We start from the raw sequence: 16,873 nt of genomic DNA, 5'->3' as shown, positions 1-16,873 counted from the left end.
GCGATGTTCCTAAAGAGCAAGTAATCCCAGAGTACGTAATGTCTGCATCGCCTCAAAGCCTTGCTTAGCGCGATAAGCTGCGCCGCTCTCCTGTTGATCGGTTTCATGCCGGTGCGATAAATTTTGGTCGCATGATTAACACATCCTTTGCCCTCGCCGGATAACACAGAGCTAGAAGACAGGGTGCTAAATTCATGAGTGAAATCAGCGGTATCACAATTCAGGCGGCTTTGGATTCAAGTCACGCGCCGGCGGTGTGCCAAGCGCTCGTGGGCTGTGAATTCGTGCCGGATGGTAGCGAGAAGGCGTTCGAGATCACCGGGACGGACGCGAACCAGCGGGACAATTTGCTGGTAGATGCCAACGGTATCAAGCGCGCTGTGAGTGTCGCGCGAGGGAGTGTTGATGCCAGCGAGGACCTGCTGCAGGTTCTTGCATCGGCTGATCGCCCGGTTCCTGGAGACGCTGATCTGCTTGCAACCCGGGGCATCTCGGGGATCGGCACCCGCGCTGGTGCAGCGCTCCTCGCGAATGCTTTTCGTTCGATGCGCGTCCCTGACGCAAAAGATCGCAAGGAGATTATCAGGCGGGTGCGTGATCTACCGTCGGATGAGGGGCGGCGCGCGCTTTTCGTTCACTGGGTCGGACTGATGCCTGACGACGTACCGCTCGATCCGGTGCTGGCTATCGAATGCGCGAAATGCTTGCGCGATCTTGATGACCCGGCGGTCGCTGTCGACGTGATTGATCGGGCCCTGAGATGGAATATGGACGCGATCTACCGGACCATATTGCACACGCAGCGAGCCGCTTGCCTCATGGACATGCTGTATGCCCAAGTGGATGATAACAGCAATCTGGAACAGGAAATTCAGCGCAGCATCGAGCATATCGAACCTATGCGGACGTCCAATGATAACGCGCACAAGGTCCTCGCGCGCTTCGAGAGGATGAAACGCCAGACGGGTGACTAGGCGTCGGAACCTCGTCGCCGGAGAGGTTTCTGAACAAACGCGAACTTGGTTCTGACTTCGCCCGACACCGGTGGCCTCTGTCCCCTATTGTCACTATTGTCACTATTGTCACTATTGTCCCGCGTTTCGCCATGAGGGCCCGGGCAATAGTAAAGGGTTATGCATCTTCAGCTAGGCAAACTGCTTCTGCATGGGAAAGTACCGATCGGGAGACGCGAAAGGTGATTGCGAAAAGTCAAGTTCCGTGGATCCGCTCGCTGGAGGCGCTGAAGCTTTTATCGAGCGTTCCTGCTTCCCGGATCGAGGATCCCCAAGCGCGACTATTGATTGGTTTCCAGGCCGATCTGGTCCGCGTACAAGCTCGCACGGCCCACTTTCATTGTGCCTCAGGCGAAAAGATTCGTTACAACTGGCCAGTGCCTAAATGGGTATGGCGGCTCAGGACGGGGCGGCTGCTTCTTGGTGAAGACCGCTTCTTCGCGGTCATTGACGAGTTCGCTCCGCCTGTCGAAGCGCGCACGGAGCCCTTTGTGGAACTCTGGAAGGTCGAGCTCTTCGAGCTGAAGATTCACGAAGCCGAAATGGTGCGGCACCTGCAACTCGAGCCGATTGCGGCAAACGATGCCATCAGCCCCCGCGCTCCTGGGCGCATCGATAACAAAGTGGGCATCTCGGACCAGTGTGCCAACTGGCTCAAGGAGGCCTTCGCCCAAGATCCTGAAAGGCGAAAAAAGAAACGCGATTTCCGCGATGATGCACTCCTCCATTTCCAGGACAAGCTTAACCCATTCGGCTTCGATCAAGCTTGGCGTAAGGCCATTGCAGATGATCCGGTGCGCGCAAAACGGGGGCGCCGCCCCTTGCAATGATTGAAGAAAACGAAAACCCGAAGTTGCTATTTCCATAGCCGTTTCATTGTTGTTTTATTGCGATTTTCTGACCTCTACCTGGTCTTCTGCCGCGCCAATGGCGGCAGAAAGGACCAACGATGAAAACGAGTAGAGGCACATCTAGCGACCACGATGCGCACCGCCGTGACAAAAGTGACAATGGTGACGAAAGAGGTTTCGCGGCCGAAGCCGATAACGCTAATCCCAACCAGGTTTTCGCTCAGAAGACCTGGTTGCGCAGCACCCCCATCGCCGGAACGCCGGCGGAACGCTACCTTCGCAGTCGTGGTCTCGACCCCGATATCTGCGGCCTTAACCTGCGTTTCGCACGCCTGAAGGCTGAAGGGGCATTCCACCCCTGCATGGTGGCGCGCGTCCAAGGAGCAGATGGTTCGCTTCAGGCCGTCATGCGGACCTTCCTCGCCCCTACCGGGAACACAAAGGCTGAAATCGCGCATCCGCGTATGGCGCTTGGCCGCCTTGCCGGCGGCGCGGTGCGCCTGCGTGAGGCACAAGATCAGCTCATCCTGTGCGAGGGCATCGAAGATGGCCTCGCTCTCACGATGGCGCTCGGCGAACCGGTATGGGCAGTGCTGGGTGCAGCGAACTTTCGCCATGTCGTCCTGCCGGATTTCGTGCGCCACATCATCATCGCGAAGGATAATGATGCAGTGGGTGAGCGGGCCGCGCAGGCAGCCGCCACAACGTTCGCGTACCAGGGGTTTGAGAACGGCGGTGCAAAATTAGACCACGGTAGCGGCGGCGAAGTGCTGCTGCGGGCGGCGTAAAAGTCGTCCACTTTTTCCCTTTTCGCGATGCTGGCGAGGAGGGATGAGGGATTTACACCGTGGAACTTTACCTGAAGGTTCGTCTTGCCTGCGCGGGCGGCATGAGCGCCCGGGCGGCAGCGAAGCATTTCAACATATCGCGCGACACGGTCCGCAAGATGCTGTCGTATTCCGAGCCGCCCGGTTACCGTCGCAGCGCCCCGGTGCGGCGACCGAAGCTGGAAGCGTTCATACCGATCATCGACGGCTGGCTGGATGGGGACCGGTCGGTCCCGCGCAAGCAGCGCCATACGGCGAAGCGTGTGTTCGATCGCCTTCGCGAAGAGCATGGCTTCACCGGAGGCTACACGATCATCAAGGATTACATCCGGGATCGGGATCAGCGCAGCCGGGAGATGTTCGTGCCGCTGGCACACGCACCCGGCCATGGGCAGGCAGATTTTGGAGAAGCTCTGGTCGAGATCGGCGGGGTGGAGCAGAAGGCGCACTTCTTCGTGCTCGATCTGCCGCACAGCGACGCCTGCTACGTACGCGCCTATCCGGCTGCCGTTGCCGAGGCCTGGATGGACGGCCATGTCCACGCCTTTGCGTTCTTCGGCGCGGTGCCGCTGTCGATCGTCTACGACAACGACCGCTGCCTGGTCTCGAAGATCCTGCCTGACGGGACGCGGCTGCGCGCGAGGCTGTTCAGCGCCTTCCTGTCGCACTACCTGATCCGTGATCGTTACGGCCGCCCCGGCAAGGGTAACGATAAGGGCGGCGTTGAAGGCCTTGTCGGCTATTGCCGGCGCAACTTCATGGTGCCGATCCCCCGGTTCCCGACATGGGAGGCGTTCAACCTGTGGCTCGAGGAGCAATGCCGCAAACGGCAGAACGACCGGCTGCGGGGCGAGAGTGAGACGATTGGCGAGAGGCTGCGGCGCGATCTGGCGGCGATGCAGGAACTGCCGGCTTCCCCCTTCGAGGCCTGTGACCAGACCAGCGGCCAGGTCTCATCGCAGGCGCTGGTGCGTTACCGGACCAACGATTACTCGGTGCCGGTGCGCTTCGGCCACCAGGAGGTGTGGATCAGGGGCTATGTCGACGAGGTGGTGATCGGTTGCCGGGGCGAGATCATTGCCCGCCATGTGCGCAGCTACGAGCGCGAGGATGTGATCTTCGATCCGATCCATTACCTTCCCCTGATCGAACAGAAGATCAATGCCCTCGATCAGGCCGCACCATTGCAGGGCTGGGACCTGCCCGAGGTATTTACAACGCTGCGCCGGCTGATGGAGACGCGCATGGGCAAGCATGGCCGGCGCGAATATGTGCAGGTACTGCGCCTGCTGGAGAGCTTCGCTCTGGCCGATCTGCATGGCGCGGTGAAGCAGGCCCTTGATATGGGCGCGATCGGCTTCGATGCGGTGAAGCATCTCCTGTTATGCCGGGTGGAGCGCCGCCCGCCCCGACTGGACATGGCGATCTATCCCTACCTGCCCAGGGCCAGAGTGGAGACAACATCGGCGCGCTCGTACATGCGGCTGTTGACCGGCGGAGCAGCGGCATGAGCAGCCAAGCTCCCGAACTGCTGCTCGCCAGCCACCTCAAGACGCTCAAGCTGCCAACCTTCCTGCGCGAGCATGACAAGCTGGCCCGGCAATGCGCAGCAGAGGGCGTAGATCATGTCCGCTACCTTGCTCGGCTTGTCGAACTGGAACTGATCGACCGGGAACGCCGGATGGTCGAGCGCCGGATCAAGGCCGCGCGGTTCCCGGCCGCCAAGAGCCTCGACAGCTTCGACTTTGCCGCCATTCCGAAGCTCAACAAGATGCAGGTGCTCGAACTGGCGCGTTGTGACTGGATTACCCGTCGCGAGAACGTCATCGCCCTTGGCCCGTCGGGGACCGGCAAGACCCATGTCGCGATCGGTCTTGGCCTGGCGGCCTGCCAGAAGGGCCTGACGGTCGGGTTCATCACTGCTTCCGCGCTGGTCAGCGAGATGATGGAGGCACGCGACGAACGCCGCCTACTGCGCTTACACAAGCAGATGACCGGCTATAAGCTTCTCATCATCGATGAGCTGGGGTTCGTGCCCCTCTCCAAAACCGGCGCGGAACTGCTGTTCGAGCTGATCTCACAGCGCTACGAACGCGGCTCGACGCTGATCACCAGCAACCTGCCGTTCGACGAATGGACCGAGACGTTCGGTTCCGAGCGCCTGACAGGCGCGCTCCTCGACCGGCTCACCCACCACGTCAGCATCCTCGAGATGAACGGCGAGAGCTATCGCCTGGCCCAGAGCCAGGCACGCAAAGCACGTCCCAACCCCTGACAGAAACGGCAATCCGGGTGTTGGCGACCCCCGCTCGGGCTACGCCCTCCCGGCGCTCGCCAACACCCGGATCAAGTGGCCTGGTTTTGCTCCGCCCAATGGACGACTTTTACGCCGCCGTTGACACATGACGCGGCGAAACGGCGTCCGCCACCCGCACACCCGGAATGCGCGGAGATTGGAAGCATAGCCGCGCGACGCTCTCGTCCTCGCGGAAATGGCCGCGCAGCGGGTTCGAAGCGAAATCGCGCCCGACGCGCTGGCGCAGGTAGAGGGCTCGTTCGCTGGCATCCTCGAGCCGAACAAGATTATGCCGTTCCTCGCCGATCATCTCGGCATATTGGCGGATTACGGGCGAGCCGAGCCAGTCGGCGGCGCGCAAGGCATCGAGTTCGGCCAGCGTATCGGCGAGCATCGCCCGCCCCGTCTTGGCCGCCATGAAGTGCGGATCAAGCAGTTGTTTTTCGAGTCTTTCACGCGACGGCGTGCCGAGGGCGGCGGCCTGGAATACGATTTCGGAAAGGCTGTAGGGTTCCTCGTATCCTTCTGTTCTCGACAGTTCGATCCGGTCGGCGGCGAGGTTGAAAAGCCGCTCGTGAGCCCACTGACCGCACGATTCACCAACGCGCTCCCAGACGGCCCGCTTCAGCGCCTGGTGCACGAACGCGTAATGCAGTTCGCCACCCCGCTCGGTCATCTCCAGCAGCGGAGAAAGCGATCCGACCAGCCTGCTAAACGCGGTTCTCGGTAGCGTGTCCAGCGCGATTCCGTCGGGGAAGGATCGGCGCAACCAATCCATGATCGCGGCATCGTCGCGGACCGCCTCGAACAGCGTTGCTTCGGCAACGCTTCGGCGCGCCGCCGCCAACAATGCGAGAACCGTCTCGGCAAGTCGCCGCCCGTGGCCCTCGCGATCGACGAGATGCTCGATCCAGCTGGCGACCCATGCCTCCAGCCGCGCATCGGTCGGCTGGAGCAGATCCTCGTCGGAGAGCGAGCGCGCGATTGTCGAGGCGATGCGTGTCGCGACGGCCTTGGCGGGCATGTCTCCCAGACCTTCGAACAGGGTCGCAAATTGCCCCGGCTGCAGTTGCCGCCCGTCGGCTCCCAAAAAGCTCTCGATCGCCTGCCGCGTTTCCTCCTCGTCGAATTCGGCGAGCGGGATCACGGCGTCGTGCGGGAAAATGTCGGCAAAGGCGTCGCGAATACCCTCGTCGCTGGTTGTGATGGCGAGGGTGAGACGCTCGCCCGGTTCGGCCGGGATCCACGAAACGGCTTCGCCGACATCGCGCCAGTCGCATTCGTCGAGCCCGTCGACGACCAGTAGCACATTGCTCGAGAAAGGTCGCTCGAGCCGCCGCCGCAGCGCCGCCAAAGCCTCGGACGCTTCGCCGCTTTGGTCGACGCCGTCGCCGACAGCGCTGCCCATCAGCCGGGCGAAGCCATCGCCGTCGAGCCGTTGCCTTTCGCGACCCGGACGCAAGACGATGGCGTCCGGCATTCGCTCGACGAGCTGATCGACGACGATGCTCTTGCCACAGCCGCTGGACCCGAACACCAGCAATGGCTGTCCGGTCGTTTGGCCGAGACGCTCAGCCAGTGGCGCTACGCATTTACGCTCGATGAGCGCCGCCGGTCCCGCAGTCGGATCAACTGCGCTCTCGGCGGCATCGTGTCCGCTGGAGGCATGCAGCAGAACCTTGCGCGCCCATTGTTCGAACGCGGCGCGATAGGCTTTGTCGCCGTCGCCCGAGCGCTCAAGATTCTCGATGCGCGCGCCCTTGTCGGCGAACATGCGCTCGACGCGCTGGCGCCAGCGGCCATCGTGCGGAGACTTCGCCTTAGCCATGCGTCCGAACAGCGAGCTTTTTTCGCTTCGCCACATCGCGCCGATCCGTTCGGCATCCCCGTCGACGAGACTGAGCCCGAGCGCGAGTTCCTGCATCGTGACCGGCGTCGACAGGCGTTGCGCCAGGTCGGGCGACAGGCGATCGAGATGCGCATCGATTACGCTGCGGATGCGCTCCTCCGCCTGCGTCCAGTTGAGGCCCTGCATATCCTCGAAAGTCTCGCGATTACGCAGGATGCGGGTGGGCTGGATGAAATTGGCGTCGGCGCGGTAGAGCTCATCGAACAGCCTGACGGCCTCGTCATCCTCTTCGCCGAGGATTGAGAGGATGGCGCTATGATCCGCTTCGCCGAGCAGGCGGGGCAGGGGGATCCAGCCGGGCCGGTCGCTGCCGAGATAGAGGAAATAGGGTCGTGCGCCCGACGCGCGACTGCGGCGGATCTCGGCCATGCAGATATCGACCGCATGATTATCTAGGCCGGCATCGCGCGACACGCCCCAGCGCAGGTCCAGCAGGTCAATCTCCCGTCCCTCACTCCGCAACTCCTCGTTCAGTGCCGGCACCAGCTCGGTGTTGAGGAACTCGCGTTCCCAAGCGAAGTCGAGGAAGGTCGAACTGAGGAAGATACGATCAACTTGCATGTTTTCTCCTCACTGTGGTCCGTCAGTCAGACAGGCCCGCCTCGCCATCCGCACAAGGTCGAGCGCGATGCGGATATCGATCCCCTTTTCCTCTGCCTGAACCATGAACTCGACATCGCCGTCGTCATCGAAGATGCTTCGTTTGCGGTAGCGCAGGGGGCGCGTAGTCACATTCACGCCGATGCGCTCCATCGCCTGCGTCTTGTTGCACCAGAAGGCGTGCCAGCGGGGCTGGCGCCGCGCCGACGGCATGCCGGTGTAGAAGCGCACCGCTCCGGGCACGAAACCCGCGACTTCGCAGATCTCGCGATGGAGCGTGAACGGATCGAAATTGGGTGTGCGATAGCCGAACAGACGCTTCGCCTGCATGAAAAGGTTCTGTCCGTCGATAAAGCCCACCGCGACCGGGTTCTCTTCCTTGTCGATCAAGGTTTCGCACCATCGCTGGCATCGTCGTCCGGGGCACCGCGCTTCCCGTCGTCCTCCCCGATGCGATCATCATCATCGGTGCCATTATGGGGACCGTCATCGTCCGGCATGGCGAAGGGGTCAGGGATGTCTTCCGGGGGCGTGAATTCTGGGCCTGACAGGTCGAATTTGGCGTCCAGCACCTCGCTTGCGGAAGGCTGTCGCCCCAGCGCCGCTTCGGCCTTCTCGCGAGCCCGTTGCCGCTTCAGCTCAGCCAGGCTTCCACGTTTCGCGGGCTGGGTGGGCGCCCTCGTCTCCCGCCGGTCCTGCGGGGTCTTGCTGTAGAACAGGTTATCGTCGAACTGGCTCACGAATGCGGGGTCTTCGAGATAGTTGGGCTTGCGCGCGATGACTGGCTTGTCCCCTGCTATTGCAAGAACCATTTCAGGAAATTCGAGATCCTGAAGGACGCGCCAATCCTCGTAACCTGTCAGCTCGGCACCATCGCGGGCGACGCGCGCATTGGCGAACCCGAAGGCCTGCAACACCTCGCAGTTGTTGATCATAGTCTTCCAATCGTGCGGGTACAGCATTTGCAGCTGGCTGAGATCCTGCCAGAAGCTCCAGGTTCTCAAGCCATACCCCCGAAGCAGCGTGATCGCCTGACGAAGTTGCTTGAGCGGGCCGAGTTGCGCGGCTTCATCGAGGATGAACAATGTCGGCAATTCGGGACGCCGCGAGCGCTGGGTTATGGCCGCCATCATGACTCCGATCCATAGGCGGAGGAGTTTGCCGTGGCTTTCGAGCTTTTCGGGCGGAACCACAACATAGATGGAAATTGGATCGCCACGAGTGATCGCCTGAAGATCAATCGTCGAGCGGCCAAGCGTAGCTTGCGCCCCGGCGCTACGCAGGAAATCGGTGTGCGATTGCGCGGTCGACAAGATCGAGGCCCAAACCTTTGCCTCGGCGGTCGATTTGATTGAACCGCCCTGCCGGACAGCGGGAAGCGGGCTCTTTAGGATCTCCTTGAAAGTGAAGTCCATATCTTCGTTTGTCTGATTGAGCAGGTAGTGCATCTCTTGCAGGTTGCGCAGAACAGGCGGCCTTCCGGAGGCCACGAAGAGTAGCATGGTCGTAATGAGTGAATAAGCTCGGCTGTCCCAAAACGGGTCCTGCGTGTGCTGCTTGGTCACTATCAGCTCGGCAAGTTGCGCGGCACTGTCGACCGCCTCTGGAGAGCGGTGATCGATCAGGTCGAGCGGATTAAGCGCCCCTGTTTCTTCTCCCGTCACTCCAAAGGGATCGAGCAAGAGCACTTTCTGCCCCAGCTCGCGGCGACGACGTGCGGTGACCTGATAGTTCTCGCCTTTGGGGTCGATGACGATGGCCGGTCCGGGATATCTTAAAAGAGCAGGAATGATACAGCCCACGCCTTTGCCCGCTCCGGTCCGAGCGAGCGTGATCAGATGACCGTCTCCAGTATGCAAGACCGGTTCGAGCATGTCATCGTCGCGATCTTCGTCCTCGATCGCCTCACCAAACTGAAAACCCATAACCGGACGATGTTTATCCGCCTCGAGCGAATAGCCGATCAGCAGGCCATCAGGTGAGAGTTTGGTGGGGAGTTTAGCGTCATCGCGCATTGTAGATGTCTACTTCCCTCATCCCCGCAAGAAAGACCTCGCCCCATGACCGCTTTTGTCGGCAGCGGTGCGGTCGGACTGATCCTCAGTTGATGTGCTAAGCGCCCAGATCGGAGAGTAGAGAAAATAAAAGCGTGTGCAACCAGCATCTTCCCGTTCTTGCACGTCTCGCAAGCGGGCGACGGATTTCAGGCTTGGGGATCCTAGCGCCACTCTACAAATTGAATTAATCTCCGACCCTGTGCTCGAAAAGGCCACAGCCCGCTGGATCGTTGTCGTTTGCCAAACCAAACAACGCGGGACCAAATTGCGAGCAAGTAGCTTTCATTGCTGTTTGCCGGAATGACGCCGGGGATGTCTGTTTTCAGGAGGCGATATCTGGGACGTCTACGTCTGGAATGGGGGCGCAAAGCTGCCGGTGTCAGCTGCGAAACACCGCTCGCCGAACGACCTAATCTAGCTTCGATAGTAGCCGACCTGCTGCGCCAGCTTCGGCAGCAAGATTGCGGTTGTATGCTAGCGGCATCTTTGGCGACTTCCACCGCAGCGCATCCATGATCCCGGCGAGCGTTTCGCCGATCGCGAACAGATCTTGGTTCAACCCGACCCGCGTCGAATGCGCACTGAATCCTGCGACCAATTTCCTCGCCTGTTCTTTGTCGAGATCGCCGAACGCGCCCGCATCGATTGCGCTAGCGATCATGCCACGCACGATTGGCGTGACCGAGCCGGGGTGCAGTGCCTTCTCGCCCACATTGTATTCGGTCCGCGCCGCAACCGCTGCCTTCGCCGCGAACTTGCGCGGATCCCAGATCGCGCGCCCTGAGATTGTATTTGGATCGATTCGCCTGCGCGCTGGCCGATCGGCGTAGCGCCGCACAATCACGCGCCGGAACACCGGACCCTCGCTGATGTCGGCGGCATGCAGCCAAGCTTGGAGCGCCTGTACGCTGCGCGGCGAGAGGTAGGCGGTCGAGCCTTCACCCTCATGGTCGCCCTTGTGCCGCCCGATCCGCAGTAGACGTGCATCGGGATCGAGCGCCTCGACGATATCCTCGACTGCGACGGCGACCAACTCGCTCGCGCGCAGGCCGGTATCGTAGGCGACCGAGAGCAGCGCGCGATTGCGCAGCCCGGGGTGTATTATCGCAGGCCCCGAGGATCGCGCGGATATGGATGCCGCGCGGTGTGGCCTGCACCGGATCTTTGACCGCGCCGCGAAATCGCAGCGGCCGCGCCTGCTATTGCCGTGAGCCGACATTGCGGCGATGCGCCGCGATCGCGAGCCGGCAGATCTCGTGCTTGGTGGGATCGTCGAGGTCGAGCAGCCGGTGCGTCTTGGCGATCGATGCTTTGTACCGCACCAGCGAGGCGGGCGCGGCACCCTCGCTCGCCCGATGCTTCAGCCAGTCCGCGACCATCCCGGGCGTTGCCGGAAACGCGCGAGCGTCGCTGCGGCGGCACCACAGGTCGAACGCCTCGACATCCTGCCGCAGCGCGCGGATCGAATTCGGCGAGGCCGCATCGACGTAAGCGGCGAGCAGTTCGCGATCGACGGCGACATTCGGCGCGCGTAGCGCGAGCGCGAGGTCGGTTTCGAGCGCGGCGAGAGCGCTACCGGGCAACGCGGAGGGGGGCGAGATATCGGACATGCCGGCATAAAACTAACTCAAACAGCACACCCCGCAACATGTGATAAGTACTCTTTATCACATGTCCACTTGCGAACCGTATGGGCAAGGGAAAGCAACATCGCTTTTTGCTTTCCTGCGGAATCCATACGCGCCTAGAATCGTTGGATATTCGACGACGTGGATATGGAACGGCAAGACCCTCTTCTGGCCCTCGGACGACTCGATGGACGCCTCGCCCATAGCCCTGCGCGGATCGCCTGGACCATACATGCGCGGTTCGAGGGCGCCGCCATATCCGCCTGCAACGCCGGCGTGCCGATCGACGCGAACCACCTCGAAGCCTGGGTCGCCGGTTCGGGGCTACCGCCGCGTAGCGGTGACGGGCGCAACGATCCATTCAGCGTCGTCGCGATCGTCCATTATTTCCTTGAGAGTCTCGAACCCGACCGTGGCCCACATGCCCGGCAAGTCCGCCGTCTGCTCGGTTCGCTAATCGATCCGGAGCGCGAAGCGTCGATCTGGGCGAATGCCGATCTCGTGCACTACGGCCCGCTGTGGCGGGCGCTGCGACGGATGGCGGAGGAGTCTGGTCTCGAGCCGTCGCTAGCATCAATCGGCGCGCGCATGAACGAGATGGGCCGACTGATCGACAAGTCCGACGATCACACCCGCTTGGTCGCCTGGCTGTCGGACGGGCGCGAGATCTCTTTCGACCACGACCATCCCAAGGCCTGGCTCGCCTACCTCTTGGTCCCGACCATGTTGCGGCGGTCAGGACTGTCGGCGCATACGCTTCCCTCGCTCGTGCCGCGGCAGAAGTTCTTGTGCGGCTCGGCGAAGGAATGGACCGCGGCGGTCGCGGACTGCATCGCCGAACAAGCGCCCGCCGCCTATCGGTCGCTTTGTCGGATGGAGCGGGATTTGGGCGATCTGCGCACGCGCTTCCAGCGAACCAAACGCAGTCGGCTCGCCGAAGCGGCCGAGTTGCGCATGGCGCTGCCGTCGCTCACCCGTCGCAAGCTGGCGATCGCGGTCGATGTCACACCCACTGGTGCCGCATATTTGATCCGGCAGCTCGAACGCTAGAAGAGCGCGCGCGCTTTCATCGCAAGCTGCGAGGGGGGCTTTCTTTCCATGCCCGATTGGCTATCACTCTCACGAACCTTTCGCCTGCCCGACTGCATCGCCCACGCGGCTCCGCGGTCGGCGGGATTGTTGTACACAATCGAACGGTTCTGATCCCATGAAACCACATGCATGTTTCCGCATTTCGGTGGACGAGCTCGCGCAAGATCTCGGCCACTACATCAAGTTGGCGAAAACGCGGACATTCGAAATATTCGACAGGGGCGAGGTCGAGGTGATGTTGGTCCGCATCTCTGCCATTACCGAGTGGGACGATCAGCTGCAGAAGAGCGTTCGGACCGACATGATGACGGCGGAAGAGTGGGAATCATTCGCTAAGCCACCCGAGGATCTGAGCCATCTGCCGGACAGCTATGACGATTGGCCCGACGAGGTCCAATAAAACGCTGGGTCGGCCGAGCCAGCGATCCTGCTGATCGGCCGACCCTCTCAATTGCCGCTTCGGCCGACGACCGAACTAGCGCACCGCAACGGCTCTCTATTCGGGGCTTGCTGGTGATGGGGCTCGGATAAAAGGATCCGCGACATCGCGAAAGAACACCTTGGTCACATGTCTTCCAGAGCCTTCGGCCAAGCTGCGCGCAACATGGGGTAATTCCTGGAGGGCGCGTGGGACGTCATCGAGGGGAATAGGTCGTTCCGATTCCGGCGGATCGATCCTGACGACATTCGGCTTACCAATCAGCAGATAGCATTGCCCGAGCGCGTTAAGCGATTGCGCGCGTGCAGCGGCGGTGAATGCCCGCAACACCGCCCAATGCCGAGCCCCGCCATTGCGCACTGCGTCCGGCACCGTGAAGGTACCATCGCCGGTCCCGATGCTCAGAACCCGAATATTCTCTCTGGGCACGTCGTAGCAGGCCAGGACATCAATCACGGCGTTCATAACCGGATTGTTCGCCCAAACCCCGCCGTCGATCATGACGTAGCCGTCATCCTCTACGCCGGGATAGTAGGAGGGCGCCGCAGTAGTATGGAGGGCCACGTGCGCGAACTTGCGGTGGCGATCCTTCTGATAATCCGGATGATGCGGCGTTTTGTAGAGAAATGGTTCGCCGTGCCGCCCTTCGAAGCTCGGGACTACCAGCCTGATGCCTGCGTCATCGATGAGCTTATCACCGAACACCTTGAGCAATTCAGTTTTCAGGACTGTGGGGTCGTGCTTGGGACGCCAAATCCAGCGGAGCATCCTTCTCCAACTGCGCCAGCCCGAGAGCGTCGGGAAGATTCGTTCACCGCGCTCGACGTAGACTTGAAGTGCTTGGGCCGCGCTCATGCCGCTGGCTAGAGCAAGGGCTATGATGCCGCCAGTGGACGTTCCTGCCACCATATCGAAATGGCGACCGACCGGCTTACCACCCAAGAACCGCCGTTCGAGCTCGGCGAGGTAGGCAGCAGGGAATACGCCCCGGATCCCCCCTCCGTCGATCGAAAGGATACGAAAGAGGCGGTCCTTCGGCCAAGGCTGCTTGAGCCGCGTATGCTCTATCGTCCCTTCCGACCTGCGAGGTGGGACGTACATCAGGCCACATCCAGATCGGGAACCGCGCTGCCGTGCCGTCCGCCTCCGGTCCAGCGTCCGGTCATCAGCCACATCTCGTAACAGGCGATCCAGTCGAATGCCCACGGTACCGTCGTTTCGGAAAGAGCCATCGCCGGACCCCACTGATCGAGCGCCGGATCGAAGAGACAAAGAGTAGGATCATCCGCAGGCGGATAAACGTGCGGGAGCTGGCCTTCGACATTGTCGGGAAGGCGAACCAAAGCCGGTTTGAGCACGCGCACGTCAGGAAAACTGCCCAGCCGGTAGCGAAACTCCAATGTGAACCGCGCAAATTGCGGACGTACTTCACCGACCCAGCGCGCCGATTGAGTCGTCCGGTCAAGAGCGCGGACAGCGAACATGGGCCATGCCGCCTTCATGCGATCACGTTGCTCGTCAATGGTGAGCACACGATCATTCATCAGATCAGCGTGCCGTAGAAGTGGTGCGGCTTGGCGCTAGCGATGGCAGGACTGGCGACCGCAGCCGTGACCCCCGCTGTCGGCAGAAGCAAACCCCCTTTCCTGGTATAACGCTGCTCGGCCGCCTGGACGCCGCCACCAATCTCGTCGGCCATCCGATCCGCTGCCTTGGTCACCACCCGATCGCCAAATCGGTCTCGCAGCCATTCCATAAGTCGATCGGCGAAAAGGTCGCCGCGCTTAACGGATTCCAGTCCGGCGACGAGTTCCTTGAGATGTCCTGCGAACTCATCCTGTTGTGCGATGGTGGCGGGCCAACGATCCGTAAAGACGTCGTCTTCGCAGACCGGATTCGAAACATGGAGCTTGCGAGAGTAGCGACTCGCGTCTTCGATCTCGCCGATGATCCACTTGGCTTGGCGGATGAGCATGTCCGACAGGGTCATGTCGGGCTTAGCGGCCATGCCAGCGTAATAGGAAAGCATCACCGACGGCGGTATGCGGCCATCATAGTTGGCGTAGCGGATATTGCGGAACCGCTTCAGCAACTGCAGCGCCAGTGTCGCTGTATTCTTGACGATGAAATCGCATTGATCGGGAACCTCGTCGACCTCGGCATCGGCCTGCACCGCGTTCTTCTCGAGACGAAGCCAGTGCTCGTGCATCGCCTTCGCCATGCGAAGTTCTAGCGGCGTGCGAGCGCAGTACCACTGCGCGAAGCCGAAGGCATTCATGTCGACGAAGCGGTCGTCGGCAGACATCCGAGGGCCTTTGGCATGGGTGATCAAGCTCTCTCGATCTAGGGCGCCGTAGACCCGCAACGCCGGAGTGACATCGAGATGCATCCGGTCGGCGTAGTAAAGCGTGACGCAACGCGTCTGGCGCACCACTTTCTGCACGGGGTAATCAGAAAGAGCTCGTTCGAGTTCGAGCAAAATGGACAGCGGATCCATGGTCCGGAAACGACCGCCGAGTTGGGAGATGATATCGAGGTCGTACTCGTCATCAGTCCCGCGGTTCGAGATTGTCGCGTCGATCGCCATCGAACCTTGCGGATAGAAGTGCTCTATATGACCCTCAAACCCGGGGTCCGCTTCCAGATGCTTGCGAACGGCCCCATAGCGACCTCCCGCTTGCCGATGGAGCGAGGGCGGAAGTTGAGCGCTCAGGGCGATTTCCGCTAGAATGCGATCGAGCGGATCGTCGAAGGGGTTGCGTCCTTGCAGCTGGACTGGTGCGTTCACTGAAACCTCCGGGTTGTAGCAATCCATGTTCTCGTCGCAGATACGCTATGTATCGCTACTCCGAACATAGCTAGGTGTCTTGCTATTCGGTGTCAAGGGCTGTAGTGTTATGCTACTCCGAACAGCCCAAGGATCCAGCATGGCAATCAAGTTCGGCGACCGGATCAAGGAGCGCCGGCTCGCCCTCGACCTGACGCTTGACGAGCTCGCGCAGGCTACATCATCATCGAAAAGTTACATCTGGGAACTGGAAAACAAGAATCCGCCCCGCCCATCGGCAGAGAAATTGGCCGTCATTGCCCAAGCGCTAGGAGTCACGGTGGATTACCTGCTTGGGAGCGACGAGCAGACACTCCAGACGGCAGAGGACAAGGCCTTTTTCCGATCTTATAGCGGACTGCCTCCCGAAACCCGCCGACAGCTGCGGGATATGGCCAAAATTCTCGGAGCGAAGAAAAACACATGAAGAGCGCGGCCCCGGCGCGTCCTCATAAAGAAGCGGCGCGGATCACGAAGATGCTCGACGCCGTCCTGGGCGAGGATAGGTTCGATCGCGCTCCCGTGGATGTCGCTGAGCTCGCGATGGAGTACTCTCGAAACGTCGCGCCGGACGGCCCCATTCATTGTGTAGAAGAGGCCGATATCGCGGGATGCGTCGGTGCGCTTGTTTGTAGCGACAGTGCCCCCCGTCAGTGGGCCATCATGTATAATCGCGGACAATCGGAAGGCAGGCGCGCCTTTACCATTGGGCACGAATTTGGTCATTTTGTGCTTCACCGAACTGCGATTGAGAACGATCCGGAATTCGATCATGCGATTTACTGCGATGAAGAAGCGGTCGTTCAACGCGGTGGTAGCGGCATAGAAGAGGAAGCGGATATCTTTGCAGCGGACATTCTGATGCCATTGCACGATTTCCGGTTACAGATGCCTGCAAGGGCGCAACCGAATTTTGCGGCTCTGAGCGAACTAGCCCAGCGTTATGGAGTCTCTCTAACCGCCGTTATCCTGCGTTGGCTCGAATACACCGAGACCCGTGCGATGCTCGTGGTCTCGAACGAAGGTTTCGCGCATTGGGCGAAATCGAGCAAGGCGGCATTCCGTTCGGGGCGCTTCCTGCGCACGAAGAACGAGGTTTGTCAGTTGCCTGCGCTGGCCACTGCGGTGACGCGCTCGTTTTCCGAGGAAGCGAAGGTTGGTATTCCACAGGAGAGCGGAACCTGGTTTCCTGAGCCGGTCGTCGAGATGTGCCTGCGTTCGGATCGTTACGATCAGGAACTTACGCTGCTGCATTTCGAGCGGCAGTCCGTCTGGCAAAATGACGAAGAACCAATTGAAGATACCTTCGACAGGTTCGCGGCGCAGTGATCCCT

At 61.0% G+C, this 16,873-nt stretch carries 15 protein-coding genes and 1 pseudogene; 9 read left to right on the top strand and 7 right to left on the bottom strand.

What is annotated here, in order from left to right; all coding sequences use genetic code 11:
* The first annotated feature begins 194 nt into the window (after nucleotides 1–194).
* The 5 genes from LOZ77_RS10600 (at nucleotide 195) to istB (ending at nucleotide 4,966) form a co-directional block, all read left to right on the top strand.
* Nucleotides 195–974: a hypothetical protein gene (locus LOZ77_RS10600; protein WP_230279133.1), complete on the top strand. Its 780-nt coding sequence runs from the start codon at nucleotides 195–197 to the stop codon at nucleotides 972–974.
* A 221-nt stretch (nucleotides 975–1,195) separates the two neighbouring features.
* Nucleotides 1,196–1,843 (top strand): hypothetical protein, encoded by a 648-nt coding sequence (locus LOZ77_RS10595; RefSeq protein ID WP_230279132.1) that lies wholly within the window; start codon nucleotides 1,196–1,198, stop codon nucleotides 1,841–1,843.
* Nucleotides 1,844–1,962: 119 nt separating this feature from the next.
* Nucleotides 1,963–2,652 (top strand): toprim domain-containing protein, encoded by a 690-nt coding sequence (locus LOZ77_RS10590; RefSeq protein WP_230279131.1) that lies wholly within the window; start codon nucleotides 1,963–1,965, stop codon nucleotides 2,650–2,652.
* Nucleotides 2,653–2,711: 59 nt separating this feature from the next.
* Nucleotides 2,712–4,202, top strand: coding sequence for an IS21 family transposase (gene istA, locus LOZ77_RS10585; RefSeq protein ID WP_081261070.1), 1,491 nt, complete (start codon nucleotides 2,712–2,714; stop codon nucleotides 4,200–4,202).
* Nucleotides 4,199–4,966, top strand: a complete 768-nt coding sequence (gene istB, locus LOZ77_RS10580) for an IS21-like element helper ATPase IstB (RefSeq protein ID WP_048578302.1) — start codon at nucleotides 4,199–4,201, stop codon at nucleotides 4,964–4,966. The genes istA and istB overlap by 4 nt, the downstream gene beginning before the upstream one ends.
* Before the next feature lie 109 nt (nucleotides 4,967–5,075).
* On the opposite strand, the gene LOZ77_RS10575 is transcribed toward istB, so the two are convergent.
* The 4 genes and pseudogenes from LOZ77_RS10575 to LOZ77_RS10560 form a co-directional block, all read right to left on the bottom strand.
* Nucleotides 5,076–7,379 (bottom strand): hypothetical protein, encoded by a 2,304-nt coding sequence (locus LOZ77_RS10575; RefSeq protein WP_230279130.1) that lies wholly within the window; start codon nucleotides 7,377–7,379, stop codon nucleotides 5,076–5,078.
* A gap of 87 nt (nucleotides 7,380–7,466) precedes the next feature.
* Entirely contained in the window at nucleotides 7,467–7,886 is a 420-nt protein-coding gene (locus LOZ77_RS10570) for an NYN domain-containing protein (protein ID WP_230279129.1), read from the bottom strand.
* Nucleotides 7,883–9,511, bottom strand: a complete 1,629-nt coding sequence (locus LOZ77_RS10565; RefSeq protein ID WP_230279128.1) for a type IV secretory system conjugative DNA transfer family protein — start codon at nucleotides 9,509–9,511, stop codon at nucleotides 7,883–7,885. Before LOZ77_RS10565 ends, LOZ77_RS10570 begins: the two co-directional genes overlap by 4 nt.
* Before the next feature lie 451 nt (nucleotides 9,512–9,962).
* Nucleotides 9,963–11,163 (bottom strand): annotated as a pseudogene (locus LOZ77_RS10560) (tyrosine-type recombinase/integrase).
* A gap of 165 nt (nucleotides 11,164–11,328) precedes the next feature.
* Here LOZ77_RS10560 and LOZ77_RS10555 point away from each other — a divergent pair.
* Nucleotides 11,329–12,231 (top strand): hypothetical protein, encoded by a 903-nt coding sequence (locus LOZ77_RS10555; protein ID WP_230279127.1) that lies wholly within the window; start codon nucleotides 11,329–11,331, stop codon nucleotides 12,229–12,231.
* Nucleotides 12,232–12,388: 157 nt separating this feature from the next.
* Entirely contained in the window at nucleotides 12,389–12,673 is a 285-nt protein-coding gene (locus tag LOZ77_RS10550; protein WP_230279126.1) for a hypothetical protein, read from the top strand.
* 96 nt (nucleotides 12,674–12,769) lie between these two features.
* Here the strand turns inward: LOZ77_RS10550 and LOZ77_RS10545 are convergent, their stop codons facing one another.
* The 3 genes from LOZ77_RS10545 to LOZ77_RS10535 are packed head-to-tail and all read right to left on the bottom strand — an operon-like array spanning nucleotide 12,770 to nucleotide 15,500.
* Nucleotides 12,770–13,813 carry a CBASS cGAMP-activated phospholipase gene (locus LOZ77_RS10545; RefSeq protein ID WP_230279125.1) on the bottom strand — a complete coding sequence of 348 codons (1,044 nt, stop codon included), beginning with the start codon at nucleotides 13,811–13,813 and terminating at the stop codon, nucleotides 12,770–12,772.
* Nucleotides 13,813–14,256 carry a hypothetical protein gene (locus LOZ77_RS10540; protein ID WP_230279124.1) on the bottom strand — a complete coding sequence of 148 codons (444 nt, stop codon included), beginning with the start codon at nucleotides 14,254–14,256 and terminating at the stop codon, nucleotides 13,813–13,815. The genes LOZ77_RS10545 and LOZ77_RS10540 overlap by 1 nt, the downstream gene beginning before the upstream one ends.
* Nucleotides 14,256–15,500: a nucleotidyltransferase gene (locus LOZ77_RS10535; RefSeq protein ID WP_230279123.1), complete on the bottom strand. Its 1,245-nt coding sequence runs from the start codon at nucleotides 15,498–15,500 to the stop codon at nucleotides 14,256–14,258. Before LOZ77_RS10535 ends, LOZ77_RS10540 begins: the two co-directional genes overlap by 1 nt.
* 139 nt (nucleotides 15,501–15,639) lie before the next feature.
* Between LOZ77_RS10535 and LOZ77_RS10530 the strand changes: the two genes are divergently transcribed.
* Complete coding sequence (locus tag LOZ77_RS10530) at nucleotides 15,640–15,966, top strand: helix-turn-helix domain-containing protein (protein ID WP_230279122.1); 327 nt, start codon at nucleotides 15,640–15,642, stop codon at nucleotides 15,964–15,966.
* Complete coding sequence (locus tag LOZ77_RS10525) at nucleotides 15,963–16,868, top strand: ImmA/IrrE family metallo-endopeptidase (protein ID WP_230279121.1); 906 nt, start codon at nucleotides 15,963–15,965, stop codon at nucleotides 16,866–16,868. Before LOZ77_RS10530 ends, LOZ77_RS10525 begins: the two co-directional genes overlap by 4 nt.
* The last annotated feature ends 5 nt before the right edge of the window (nucleotides 16,869–16,873 follow it).

It is taken from the genome of Croceicoccus sp. Ery15 (assembly GCF_020985305.1).
In the GTDB taxonomy this organism is placed as follows: Bacteria; Pseudomonadota; Alphaproteobacteria; order Sphingomonadales; family Sphingomonadaceae; genus Croceicoccus.
The sequence above is the reverse complement of the archived record's forward strand: the minus strand, read 5'-3'. Positions and strand labels throughout refer to the sequence as shown.

Bases quoted from the DNA above. Each gene is read 5' to 3' on its own strand.
- LOZ77_RS10600 (WP_230279133.1), top strand. From the start codon at position 195: ATGAGTGAAATCAGCGGTATCACAATTCAGGCGGCTTTGGATTCAAGT.
- LOZ77_RS10590 (WP_230279131.1), top strand. From the start codon at position 1,963: ATGAAAACGAGTAGAGGCACATCTAGCGACCACGATGCGCACCGCCGT.
- istB (WP_048578302.1), top strand. From the start codon at position 4,199: ATGAGCAGCCAAGCTCCCGAACTGCTGCTCGCCAGCCACCTCAAGACG.
- LOZ77_RS10565 (WP_230279128.1), bottom strand. From the start codon at position 9,511: ATGCGCGATGACGCTAAACTCCCCACCAAACTCTCACCTGATGGCCTG.
- LOZ77_RS10555 (WP_230279127.1), top strand. From the start codon at position 11,329: ATGGAACGGCAAGACCCTCTTCTGGCCCTCGGACGACTCGATGGACGC.
- LOZ77_RS10550 (WP_230279126.1), top strand. From the start codon at position 12,389: ATGAAACCACATGCATGTTTCCGCATTTCGGTGGACGAGCTCGCGCAA.
- LOZ77_RS10545 (WP_230279125.1), bottom strand. From the start codon at position 13,813: ATGTACGTCCCACCTCGCAGGTCGGAAGGGACGATAGAGCATACGCGG.
- LOZ77_RS10540 (WP_230279124.1), bottom strand. From the start codon at position 14,256: ATGAATGATCGTGTGCTCACCATTGACGAGCAACGTGATCGCATGAAG.
- LOZ77_RS10530 (WP_230279122.1), top strand. From the start codon at position 15,640: ATGGCAATCAAGTTCGGCGACCGGATCAAGGAGCGCCGGCTCGCCCTC.
- LOZ77_RS10525 (WP_230279121.1), top strand. From the start codon at position 15,963: ATGAAGAGCGCGGCCCCGGCGCGTCCTCATAAAGAAGCGGCGCGGATC.